General features: G+C 67.2%; 10 protein-coding genes. 8 read left to right on the top strand and 2 right to left on the bottom strand.

What is annotated here, in order from left to right:
* From ACH13J_RS17270 to ACH13J_RS17305, 8 genes are all read left to right on the top strand, one after another.
* On the top strand, positions 1–454 hold a 454-nt coding region (locus ACH13J_RS17270), incomplete at its 5' end, for an ATP-binding protein (RefSeq protein ID WP_397544593.1).
* 236 nt (positions 455–690) lie between these two features.
* Entirely contained in the window at positions 691–2,985 is a 2,295-nt protein-coding gene (locus tag ACH13J_RS17275; RefSeq protein WP_397544594.1) for a 4Fe-4S binding protein, read from the top strand.
* A complete protein-coding gene (nosZ, locus tag ACH13J_RS17280) occupies positions 2,978–4,924 on the top strand; it encodes a TAT-dependent nitrous-oxide reductase (RefSeq protein ID WP_397544595.1) in 1,947 nt (648 codons plus the stop codon). The genes ACH13J_RS17275 and nosZ overlap by 8 nt, the downstream gene beginning before the upstream one ends.
* Before the next feature lie 4 nt (positions 4,925–4,928).
* Positions 4,929–6,254, top strand: a complete 1,326-nt coding sequence (locus tag ACH13J_RS17285; RefSeq protein ID WP_397544596.1) for a nitrous oxide reductase family maturation protein NosD — start codon at positions 4,929–4,931, stop codon at positions 6,252–6,254.
* Complete coding sequence (locus ACH13J_RS17290) at positions 6,220–7,116, top strand: ATP-binding cassette domain-containing protein (RefSeq protein ID WP_397544597.1); 897 nt, start codon at positions 6,220–6,222, stop codon at positions 7,114–7,116. Before ACH13J_RS17285 ends, ACH13J_RS17290 begins: the two co-directional genes overlap by 35 nt.
* Positions 7,113–7,934, top strand: a complete 822-nt coding sequence (locus ACH13J_RS17295; RefSeq protein ID WP_397544598.1) for an ABC transporter permease subunit — start codon at positions 7,113–7,115, stop codon at positions 7,932–7,934. Before ACH13J_RS17290 ends, ACH13J_RS17295 begins: the two co-directional genes overlap by 4 nt.
* Positions 7,931–8,500: a nitrous oxide reductase accessory protein NosL gene (locus tag ACH13J_RS17300; RefSeq protein WP_397544599.1), complete on the top strand. Its 570-nt coding sequence runs from the start codon at positions 7,931–7,933 to the stop codon at positions 8,498–8,500. Before ACH13J_RS17295 ends, ACH13J_RS17300 begins: the two co-directional genes overlap by 4 nt.
* Before the next feature lies 1 nt (position 8,501).
* Positions 8,502–9,425: an FAD:protein FMN transferase gene (locus ACH13J_RS17305; RefSeq protein WP_397544600.1), complete on the top strand. Its 924-nt coding sequence runs from the start codon at positions 8,502–8,504 to the stop codon at positions 9,423–9,425.
* 124 nt (positions 9,426–9,549) lie between these two features.
* On the opposite strand, the gene ACH13J_RS17310 is transcribed toward ACH13J_RS17305, so the two are convergent.
* Both ACH13J_RS17310 and ACH13J_RS17315 read right to left on the bottom strand, forming a co-directional pair.
* Positions 9,550–10,032 carry a rhodanese-like domain-containing protein gene (locus ACH13J_RS17310; RefSeq protein ID WP_397544601.1) on the bottom strand — a complete coding sequence of 161 codons (483 nt, stop codon included), beginning with the start codon at positions 10,030–10,032 and terminating at the stop codon, positions 9,550–9,552.
* A 46-nt stretch (positions 10,033–10,078) separates the two neighbouring features.
* Positions 10,079–11,469: cytochrome c3 family protein (locus tag ACH13J_RS17315; RefSeq protein WP_397544602.1), on the bottom strand; the 1,391-nt coding region annotated here is incomplete at its 5' end.

An 11,469-nucleotide genomic window follows, 5' to 3' on the forward strand; every position in this document is an offset into this window, starting at 1 on the left:
GTCCCGCGCCCGCGCGGCGCGCGCCGATGCCGCCGCGGTCGTGCAGCGTGTCACCGGCGTTCTGAAACGCACGCCGGATGGCGGGCGCCTGGGCTGGCGGCTGGACGTGCCCGCGGGCCTGACGCTTGCCATCGACGAAGCCGATCTTGCCGAGGCGCTCGGGGCGCTGGCAGAGAACGCCGCCCGCCACGCCAACGCACAAGTGACCGTGAGCGCGCTGCCGCAGGAGGACCAGGTGCGGCTTTGCATCGCCGATGACGGCCCCGGGATGCCGGCCGCGCGGCTTTCGGCGATGACCGCGCGCGGCACGCGGGCGGACGAGACACAGGGCGGAACGGGTCTGGGTCTTACCATCGCGGCGGAAATCGCGCGCGCGGCGGGCGGTGACATCACGTTGTGCAACGCGCACCCGGGTTTGACGGTCTGCCTCACGCTGCCCCGTTCGACAACGTAGCTGCCATTATCCGGCGCGGCGGCGCCCGGCCGGAAACGGCCCGGCGCGCATTTCCTTCCACTATTCCCGCTACGCTTGACAAAAGTCATGTAGGGCTGATGCGCTGCTGGCTACGAGGTCCGCATGACCCACCAGTGGCCCGGTACCCTGCACGCTGCGATCCTCTCCCTGGCAATGACAATTGCAGGGGGCGTCACCAGCATCTTGCCCGCGCAGCCCCGATGGAAAGCTGATCCATGATAGCCGTTTCACGCCTGATCCTGTCAGGGCTGAGTTGCCAATCGCACGCCGCCGCGCCCCGCACGCGCCGGGTGCTGTCGGGGCGTATCCTGTCCCTTGCCATCGGCCTGCTCATTGCCGTGTTGGTGACGCTGCAGGGCACGTCCGGCGCGCAGGCGCAGGAGCCGGTTCTGGCCCGGTTCATCGACGATGTGGCGCCCGGCGAGCTTGTCGAGGGGGCGGATGCCTTTGGCCCCGTCCGGGACGATCTGCCGGTCGCGCCGTTGATGCGCGACGGTGAGCGGATCGCGTGGGCGTTCATCGCCTCGGACTTCGTGGGCACGACCGGCTATTCCGGCAAACCCATTCACACCATGGTCGCCGTCGACGACGAGGCAATCGTGCGGGGTGTGCATCTCGTCAAGCATTCGGAGCCGATCGTCCTGATCGGTATTCCGGAGTCGAAGATCAAGGCGCTGGCCGCCGACTATGCGGGTCTTGATCTCGTGGCAGAGGCCTCTTCCGGCGGGACGGCCCATGATCTCGATATCATCGCCGGGGCTACCGTGACCGTCATGGTGATCGACGACTCGATCGTGCGCGCCGGCCTGAAGGTGGCGCGCCAACTCGGGCTGGGCGGGCTTGCCGCGCCCGAGGCGCCGAGCGGTCCGCAGACGGAGATCGACCCCGCTGCGACCGCGGCGCAGGACTGGAGGGCGCTGGAGGGCGACGGAACGCTGCGCCGCCTGTCGCTGGATGTGGGGCAGGTGAACGCCGCGTTCGAAGCCGTGGATGACCCGCGTGCCGGCCGGAGGCCCATCAAGGACCCGCCCGAGACCACCTTCATCGAGATGTACATGGGGCTCGTCTCGGTCCCGGCCGTGGGCGAGGCCCTGCTGGGCGAGGCCGAGAATGCCAACCTGCAGTCGTGGCTGGAAGAGGGTGACCATGCCATCATGGTGGCAGGCCGCGGGCTCTATTCCTTCAAGGGGTCGGGGTATGTCCGCGGCGGGATCTTTGACCGTATCGTTCTGATCCAGGGCGATTTGTCGGTGCGGTTCCGGGACAAGATGCACCGGCGGCTGGGCGATGTTGCGGCCGGCGGGGCGCCCGAGTTCAGCGAGACGGACCTGTTCAGGATCCCGGCCGAAACCGGCTTCGACCCGACGAAACCCTTCCGGCTGCAATTGCTGGTGCAGCGCGACGTTGCCGCGATCGAGCGTGTCTTTACCACCTTCGAACTGGGTTACCGGCTGCCGGAGACGTATTTGCGCCCCGCCTCTGCCGCGGGCGCCGCCGGGCCCCGTGCCAAGGAGGCGACGGCCCTGGCCGAACAGGAAGAAAGCGCGGCGCAGGCGGCCCTTTGGAAAAGGATCTGGAAGGACAAGACCGTGGAAATCGCCGGGCTGGCCGCGATGCTGACGGTTCTGACCGGCGCGTTTTTCTTCCAGGGCTTTCTCACGCGGTCCGAGCGGGTGACCTACTGGTTCCGCATGTCCTTCCTGACGGTGACGCTGGTTTTCCTGGGCTGGTACGCCAACGCGCAGCTGTCGGTGGTCAACCTCATGGCCCTGTTCGGGGCTTTGACCACGGATTTCAGCTGGCAGGCATTCCTTCTCGACCCGCTGACGTTCATCCTGTGGTTTGCCGTCGCGGCGGCGCTGATCTTCTGGGGGCGCGGGGCCTATTGCGGATGGCTGTGCCCCTTCGGCGCGCTGCAGGAGCTCAGCAACCAGATCGGCCGCAAGCTGGGCATTCCGCAATGGACCCTGCCCTGGGGCCTGCACGAGCGTCTGTGGCCGCTGAAATACATGATCTTCCTGGGATTGTTCGGCGTCTCGCTCGCATCGATCGAGCAGGCCGAGGCGCTGGCCGAGGTCGAGCCGTTCAAGACCGCAATCGTGCTGAAATTCATGCGCGCATGGCCCTTCGTGGCCTATGCCGCCGCACTGCTCATCGCGGGCCTGTTCGTGGAACGGTTCTATTGCCGGTATCTCTGCCCGCTTGGCGGGGCGCTCGCGATCCCGGCGCGTCTGCGCATGTTCGACTGGCTGAAACGGTACAAGGAGTGCGGGAACCCCTGCCAGACCTGTGCGAACGAATGCTTCGTGCAGGCGATCCACCCCACCGGCGAGATCAACCCGAACGAATGCCTGAACTGCCTGCACTGCCAGGTGCTCTACCAGTCCACGACCAAATGCCCCGTCGTCATCAAGCGTCTCAAGCGGCGCGACGCGGCCTCGCGCGGGGCCGCCGAGGCGGGCCGGGCGATTCACAACCATCCAAACCTGAAGGAGAAGTCAAATGTCTGACGACACATCGAGAAAAGGCATAAGCCGGCGGAGCATGCTGGGGGCCACCGCGGGTGGCGCGGCACTGCTCGGCGGTGCCGGGGGCGCGCGTCTTGCGCTTCTGGGCGGCGCGACGGGGGCGGTCACCGCCGCGGGCACCGGCGCGGCCAAGGCCGCCGAGGGCGCGCTGTCTCCCGTTCCCGGCGAGCTTGACGACTACTACGGCTTCTGGTCCTCGGGCCAGACCGGCGAACTGCGTATCCTGGGCTTTCCGTCCATGCGTGAATTGATGCGCGTCCCGGTGTTCAACCGCTGCTCGGCCACCGGCTGGGGCCAGACCAACGAGAGCCTGAAGATCCTCGAGGACGGCATGCTGCCGGAAACCAGGGCGTTCCTGGCGGCGCAGGGCAAGCGCGTTCATGACAACGGCGACCTGCACCACCCGCACATGTCGTTCACGGACGGCACCTATGACGGCCGCTACCTGTTCATGAACGACAAGGCCAACACGCGGGTGGCGCGTGTACGCTGCGACGTCATGAAATGCGACAGGATCGTCGAGATCCCCAACGCCAAGGCGATCCACGGCCTGCGCCCGCAGAAATTCCCGCGCACCGGCTACGTTTTTGCCAACGGCGAGGACGAGGTGCCGATGGTCAATGACGGAACCGTGCTGGACGAGCCCGACAAGTACGTGAATTTCTTCACGGCGCTGGACGGCGACACCATGGAAATCCCGTGGCAGGTGATGGTGTCGGGCAACCTCGACAACACGGACTGCGATTATCAGGGCAAATACGCCTTCTCGACATCCTACAACTCGGAAATGGGCATGAACCTTGCCGAGATGACCGCGAACGAGATGGACCACGTGGTCGTCTTCAACATCAAGGAAATCGAGAAGGGGGTGGAGAACGGCGATGTCCAGATGATGAACGGCGTGCCCGTCATCGACGGGCGCAAGGAGCGGAACAAGAAATACACCCGCTACATCCCCATCCCCAACAGCCCGCACGGCATCAACACCGCGCCCGACGGCGTGCACGTGGTGGTGAACGGAAAGCTGTCGCCGACCTGCTCGGTGATCGACGTGCGCAAGCTCGATGCGCTGTTCGAGGAGGATGCCGACCCGCGGTCCGCGATCGTGGCCGAACCCGAACTCGGGCTCGGGCCGCTTCATACCGCCTTCGACGGCAAGGGTTTCGCCTATACCACCTTGTTCCTCGACAGCCAGATGGTGAAATGGGATATCGCCAAGGCCGTTCGCGCCTATGCCGGCGAGGACGTGACCCCCATCGTGTCCAAGGTCGATGTGCACTATCAGCCCGGCCATAACCACACCACCATGGGCGAGACCAAGGAGGCCGATGGCCGGTGGCTCGTGTCGCTCAACAAGTTTTCCAAGGACAGGTTCCTGAATGTGGGGCCGCTCAAACCGGAAAACGAGCAGATCATCGACATCTCGAGCGATGAGCTGAAGGTCGTGCATGACGGCCCGACCTTTGCCGAGCCGCATGATGTCATCCTCGTGCGCCGCGACATCGTGAACCCCGTCAACGTGTGGGACCGCAACGATCCGATGTGGGCCGATACCCGCAAGCAGGCAGAGGCCGACGGCGTGAATATCGACGAATGGGCCGATACCGTCATCCGCGACGGCAACAAGGTGCGCGTCTACATGTCGAGCCAGGCGCCGACCTTCTCGCTGGAGAAGTTCGAGGTGACCGAAGGCGACGAGGTGACGGTCATCGTCACGAACCTCGACGACATCGACGACGTCAGCCATGGCTTCACGCTCAACAACCACGGGGTGGCGATGGAGATATCGCCCCAGCAAACGGCGTCGGTGACTTTCACGGCGGCCAAGCCCGGGGTGTACTGGTACTACTGCCAGTGGTTCTGCCACGCGCTCCACATGGAGATGCGCGGCCGGATGCTGGTCAAGCCGAAGGGCGCCTGAATCAATGCTTCTCCGCCTGATACTGCTGCTCGCAATCGCCGCGCCCGTCGCGTATGCCGATACCTTGCGCGTGCCGGCAGAAGGCGGAGCATTGCGTGATGCCGTCGCCGGGGCTGCCCCCGGCGACGTGCTCGTCCTGTCGCCGGGCCGTCATGACGGGCCGGTGACGCTGTCGCGATCCGTCACGCTGGACGGGCGGGGCAAGGCCACCGTCGATGCCGGCGGCGAGGGATCGGTCATCACCGTGACCGGTGACGACATCACCGTGCGCGGTCTCACCATCGTGGGGTCGGGCAGCGACCACCAGACCATCGATTCCGGTGTGCAACTGACCAGGACGGCCCGACGCGCCGTGATCGAGGACAACCGGATCGTCGGGAACCTGTATGGCGTGGACATCCACGGCGCAGATGACAGCGTCGTGCGCGGCAACACGATCGAGGGCCGGCAGGACCGTCGGATGAACGACCGGGGCAACGGTGTCTACGTCTGGAATGCCCCCGGTGCGAAGGTGATCGGCAACGACATCCGCTTTGGTCGTGACGGGATCTTCGTGAACACGTCACGCGACAACCTGTTCCGTGACAACCTGTTCCGCGACCTGCGTTTCGCCGTGCACTACATGTATGCCAATGACAGCGAGGTGTCGGGGAACGTCTCGATCGGGAACCATCTCGGCTATGCGCTGATGTTCTCGGACCGCGTCAAGGCGCTGGACAACATTTCGCTGAACGACCGCGACCACGGTCTGATGCTGAATTACGCCAACAGCTCGGACCTGCGCGGCAATCTCGTCCGCGGGTCGCACAAATGCACCTTCATCTACAACGCCCACCGCAACCTCATGGTCGGCAACCGCTTCGAAGGCTGTGACATCGGAATCCATTTCACCGCCGGATCGGAGCGGAATGCCCTGACGCGCAACGCCTTCGTGGGCAACCGGACCCAGGTCAAGTACGTCGGGACCACCGACGTGGAGTGGAGCTATGAAGGCGTCGGCAACTACTGGTCGGATCACTCGGCCTTCGACCTCGACGGCGACGGCATCGCGGACAGCCCGTTCCGGCCCAACGACCTGATGGATCATATCCTGTGGTCGCAGCCCGCCGCCGAGCTTCTGGTGGGGGCCCCGGCCGTGCAGCTTGTCCGCTGGTCGCAGTCCAGCTTTCCCGCCACGCTGCCCGGGGGCGTTCTCGACAGCAACCCGCCGATGGAACCGGTACGGATCGATGTGCCGAAGGCAGTTGCAGAAATGGCCAAGCAAAGCGCCGGCAAATGGCGCAATGGAAAGACAGATGACTCGGAGTTTGACCCTCTCGCAGCTCACTAAGAGCTACCATGGCACGCAGGTTCTGCGTGACATCTCGCTCGATGTCGCCGCCGGCGAACGGGTGGCCCTTCTGGGGCACAACGGTGCGGGAAAATCCACGATGATGAAGATCATCCTCGGGCTCGTGCCGCACGACCGGGGCGAGGTGCGCGTGCTGGGCGCGCCGCCGGGGTCGGCGGCGGCGCGGGCCGGCGTGGCCTATCTGCCGGAAAACGCCGCCTTTCATCCCGCGCTGACGGGGCTGGAACAGATCCGCCATTACCTGCGCCTGCGCGGCCGGCCCGCCCGGCTGGCCGGAGATCTGCTCGACCGTGTCGGGCTTGCGGATGCCGGCAAGCGCCGCATCGGCACCTATTCCAAGGGGATGCGGCAACGGATCGGGCTGGCGCAGGCCCTGATCGGCACGCCGCGGCTTTTGGTGCTGGACGAGCCGACCAGCGGTCTCGACCCGGTCTCGCGGCGGGATTTCTATGCCTTGCTGGACGATCTGGCCGCCGAGGGCGCGTCTGTCCTGCTTTCCAGCCACGCGCTGACAGAGGTCGAGGCGCGCACCGACCGTCTGGTCATCCTCTCGCGGGGGGAATTGGTCACGCAGGGCAGCCTGGACGATCTGCGCCGGCAGGCGGCGCTGCCGATACGCCTGCATGTCACGCCGCAAGAGGGGCGGGGCACGGCGCTGGCCGAGGCGCTTCCGCAGGCGCGGCTGAACGGCACGGGGCTGCAGCTGAACTGTGCGCAGGACGACAAGCTTGCAACGCTTTCGCGGATCACGGGCCTGGGCGAGATGGTGCGCGATATCGACGTGATCCCGCCCAGCCTCGAAGACATCTACAGTCATTTCAGCCGGAGGGACGGCCAATGATCCGGGTTCTGGCAACGGCCTCGACCGAGTTCCTGATCGCCCTGCGCAATCGCTGGGTGGCTATCGCGATCGCCATGATGGTGATCTTCTCGCTGGTGCTGTCGGCGGCCGGGTCCGCGCCGACCGGGGCGCTCGGGGTCGACAGGCTGTCGGTGACGGTCGCCAGCCTGACGTCGCTGTCGGTCTACCTCGTGCCCCTGGTGGCGCTGCTGATGTCCTTTGACGGTGTCGCGGGCGAGGTCGAGCGGGGCACGCTGCCGCTGGTGCTGACCTACCCGGTCTCGCGCGCCGAGCTGTTGCTCGGCAAGCTTCTGGCGCATCTGGCCGTGCTCACGCTGGCCGTGGTCGCCGGCTATGGCAGCGCCGCGGCGGCTGCTGTCTCGGTGGATGCCGACGCGGTGCAGGGGGTGCCTGCGCTCTGGCGGCTGATGTGGTCATCGGTCCTGCTCGGGGCGGCCTTTCTCGGCCTTGGCTATGCGCTGTCGGCCCTGTCGCGGCGGCCGGCCGGTGCGGCCGGCCTTGCCATCGGGCTCTGGCTGGTGATGATCGTGCTTTACGATCTCGGCCTGTTGGCCGCGGTCGTCACCGATGGCGGCGGGTGGTTCACGACCCGGTTGTTCCCGTGGTTGCTGGTCGCCAACCCCGCCGACGCGTTCCGGCTGTTCAACCTCGCCGCGTCGGACGCGACGGCTGCCGCGTCCGGCGTCGCGGGGGCGGCGGATGCCATCCCGCCGGCCCATGCGCTCGTCTCTTTGGTGCTGTGGCCCTTGCTCGGGCTGGCCGGGGCGGTCGCCATCTTCAAAAAGGTGACACCATGAAACGCTTGCTTTGCGGTCTCTGCCTCGTCGCGCTGGCCGCCTGCCGGGATGACACCGCGGAAATACCCGAGGCGGTCACCATGACCGCCAGCGCGGTGGGGCATTACTGCCAGATGAACATGCTCGAACACCCCGGCCCCAAGGCACAGGTGCATCTGCAGGGGCTGCCTGGGGCGCCGCGCTTCTTCAGCCAGGTCCGCGACGCCATCGCGTATCTGCGCATGCCCGAGCAAAGCCACGAGATCGCCGCCGTCTATGTCAGCGACATGGGCGCGGCCCCGAGCTGGGAGTCACCGGGCCGCGACAACTGGATCGCGGCGGGCAGCGCGGTCTACGTGCTGGGATCGGGCCGCGTGGGCGGTATGGGCGCGCCCGAGGTGGTGCCCTTTGCGGATGCGGTGGCCGCGGATGATTTCATCAGTCGTCATGGCGGCCGGCGCGTGGCACTGGCCGACATCCCCGATGATGCCGTTCTCGCACCCGTGGCGCAAAAGCGCGAAGAAACCACCGAGGATGACGATTTCGCCGAGCGCTTGCGCGCCCTGTCGACCGAAAGGACCAACTGAGATGCAGACCCTGTCCCGCCGCCGGTTTCTTGCCATTGCCGCTTGCACCGCGGTCTTCGGAACGCGGTCTGCCGCGGCGCCGGAACTCACGCAGTGGCGGTCCACCGCGCTGGGCGCGCGCACGACGCTCAGCCTGGCGCATCCCGAGGCTGCAAGTATCGCCGAAAGTGTCTTTGCCGAGCTGCGCCGTCTTGAGGACATCTTCAGCCTGTACAGGCCGGGCTCGTCGCTCAGCCGGTTGAACCGCGACGGCAAGTTGGCCGCGCCGCCCTTCGAGCTGCTGGACTGCCTCAGCCTGTGCGCGCGTATTCACGCGGCCAGCGACGGCATGTTCGACCCCACGGTGCAGCCACTGTGGGCGGCATATGCGCGTTACCATGCCGGCACGCCGGGCCCCGCCGGGATCGAGACGGCGCGCGCGCTTGTCGGTTGGCACGGGGTGTCGTTCGACAGCGGCGCGGTGCGCTTTGACCGTTCCGGCATGGCGGTGACGCTGAATGGCATCGCGCAGGGCTATATCGCTGATCGCATCGCCGGTCTGCTGAGGCGCGAGGGTCTGACCGACGTGATGGTGGACACCGGAGAATTGCACGCGCTCGGGGGGCATCCGGATGGCGGCGCGTGGCCCGTCACCCTGGAAACCGTCGGCGGCACCCCCGCGGGCAGCACGCATCTGCGCGATGCGGCCATGGCCACCTCCGCCCCGGCCGGCACACGGTTCGGCGACAGGGCGCAGGCCGGTCACATCCTCGACCCGGCGGCCGGCCGTCCCGCACGGGCGCGCTGGCGTCTCGTCAGCGTCACCGGGCCGAGCGCCGCGCTGGGCGACGGCCTGAGCACGGCCGCATGCCTTATGCAGGACCAAGAGGCGATCACCTCGGCCGTGGCCCGGTTCCCGTCGATGTCGCTGGCGCATTTGTCCTGAGTCCGCGACCGCGCCGCGACGGGGCAGGGCCCGGCCGACCTGCGGGCAGACTTCACCGGTTTCGGCCCGATCATCTCTCGGCCCGCCGCGCCGGGCGCTCCGGCGGGCCGAGCTGGCCGCGTTTTCAGTTTTCCTTTGCCCCGCTGACCGGGAACCCCAGCTCGGCCCACGCATCGTAGCCGCCTTTCATGCTGGAGGCGTTGACGTAGCCAAGCTGGTGCAACAGCGGAATGGCCAGTGCCGAGCGGTGCCCGGACTTGCAGTAGACGGCGATGATCGCCGACTTGTCCGCGGGCAGTTTCGCAAGCCCCGGCTGCGTGGCCAGTTCGGTCAGCCGGACAAGCGTCGCGCCCTCGATCACCCCGTTTTCCCATTCCTCGGGTTTGCGCACATCAAGGTAGACGACCGGCACGCCGGCATCGCTGCTGGCCTTGAAGGCGTCGGCACCCTGAACGGCCCATTGCGGCGTCATGTCCCGCGCATGGATGAGCGCGGCGGTCCAGCGGTCCAGATCATCGCTGTCGAGCCCGTCGGCGCCCGCGGCGGCCGGTTGCGGACCCAAGGCGAGCATCGCCACCGTAATCGCTGATTTCAAATGGATTTTCATGGTCACTCGGTCCTCTTTTTGCAGCATTCTTGCGCTCTGCCGGGCGTCACGGCCACGGCAGGATCACGTCGCGGTTCGCCGCAGGGCCGCGCGGCGAAAGGTCTTCCGCGCCAAGGAAGAGGCTGTCATCCTCGTGGCAGGCCGCGCAGCTCCTGTTCTGTGGTGTTCGCCGCCGGATGTTGTGCGGCGCCGCCGTTTTCCAGTTCGGGACGTCATCGAAAGCGGGCATCAGGCCGGATCCGAAATGGTCGAAACTGTCGCGGGCGACGGGGTTGTGGCGCAAGGTGGTGATGCCGTGGGGATGATCCTGCGGTGTCGCCCGGCCGATCCGCAGCATCATCTCGGCTGCGCCCGCCCTGCGGAAATAGGCCCCGTCCTCCTCGCCGGTGTGGCAGTCGAAGCAGTTTTGATAGGGCTGGCCATGACAAACCTGGCAGGAGACATCGCGATGCATGTCGCCATGGGCGGGAATGTCGCTGTCCGCGGTCACCGCGTGGCAGTCGCCGCATTGCGCGCGCCCCGCCACCTGCCAGCGGGACTGGTAGAGCCGGCCGTCACCATGCAGGTCGTTGGTGTGGCAATCGAGGCAATGCATCCCTGCCTCGAAATGAACGTCGGGGGCCAGCCCGGCGAACCGACCGAGGTATTCGCCGCCCGCGCGGGTGCCGTGACAGAGCGCGCAGCTATCCCTCATCGGCGCGCGGCGCAGGAACTCGTGCCCCTTGATCAGACCGCCGCCGACGGCGTCGGGAAGCGCCACGTGGCAGTCCCCGCAGGTGGTGTGGCAGGTGGCGCAATCAGCCTGCCAGACGGTCGCGAGGGGGGCGGACATTTCCCCGCCGCTGCGCAAGCGCAGGGCATGCGCCATTCCGTTCAGCGTGTGGTGCAGGCTGGTTTCGTGACGCGCGACGATCTCCGCGTGGCAAGAGGCGCATGTCACGGTGGGATCTTGCAGGCCGGCATGCGCGTCCTCCCGGCTTGTTGCGGTGGCGTCGCCGCCATGGCAACCGGTGCAGCCCAGCATGCCATGCAGGCTCGCCGGGAAGCCGGGATTCACGAAATATCCCAGGAACGGCGGCCGCGACGGCGCGGTGGCGCACCCGCCTGCGGCGGGTGGGTCGGGCGGATCGATCATCCCGATCAGACGGCCGGCATCGGCATGACAGCGCAGGCACCCGTCCTCGGCCGCGTGCGGCGCGGGGCCCTCTGCGGCGGCATCCAGCCCGTTGAGCCATCTTTCCGTCTCGGCCACGAGTGCTGATGGGCCCACGCAGTCGGCGGGCCCGGCCGCGGTTTGTGCCCCGGATGCAAGTGGCATCGCGGCCAGCAGGGCGCACCATGCCGCGGACAGCAGCCCGCCCCGGCGGCGCGGGGCGGGGGGGGCCCCCGGCCGCCCTACCTTTTTCCACACCCCCCCAACATCCCCCCGCCGATACC

Source organism: Roseovarius salis (assembly GCF_044472985.1).
Taxonomy (GTDB): domain Bacteria; phylum Pseudomonadota; class Alphaproteobacteria; order Rhodobacterales; family Rhodobacteraceae; genus Roseovarius; species Roseovarius salis.

What these genes read in the sequence shown, in the direction of transcription:
- ACH13J_RS17310 (WP_397544601.1), bottom strand. Translation starts at nt 10,032, where the DNA reads ATGAAAATCCATTTGAAATCAGCGATTACGGTGGCGATGCTCGCCTTG.
- ACH13J_RS17275 (WP_397544594.1), top strand. Translation starts at nt 691, where the DNA reads ATGATAGCCGTTTCACGCCTGATCCTGTCAGGGCTGAGTTGCCAATCG.
- ACH13J_RS17295 (WP_397544598.1), top strand. Translation starts at nt 7,113, where the DNA reads ATGATCCGGGTTCTGGCAACGGCCTCGACCGAGTTCCTGATCGCCCTG.
- ACH13J_RS17290 (WP_397544597.1), top strand. Translation starts at nt 6,220, where the DNA reads ATGACTCGGAGTTTGACCCTCTCGCAGCTCACTAAGAGCTACCATGGC.
- nosZ (WP_397544595.1), top strand. Translation starts at nt 2,978, where the DNA reads ATGTCTGACGACACATCGAGAAAAGGCATAAGCCGGCGGAGCATGCTG.
- ACH13J_RS17305 (WP_397544600.1), top strand. Translation starts at nt 8,502, where the DNA reads ATGCAGACCCTGTCCCGCCGCCGGTTTCTTGCCATTGCCGCTTGCACC.
- ACH13J_RS17285 (WP_397544596.1), top strand. Translation starts at nt 4,929, where the DNA reads ATGCTTCTCCGCCTGATACTGCTGCTCGCAATCGCCGCGCCCGTCGCG.
- ACH13J_RS17300 (WP_397544599.1), top strand. Translation starts at nt 7,931, where the DNA reads ATGAAACGCTTGCTTTGCGGTCTCTGCCTCGTCGCGCTGGCCGCCTGC.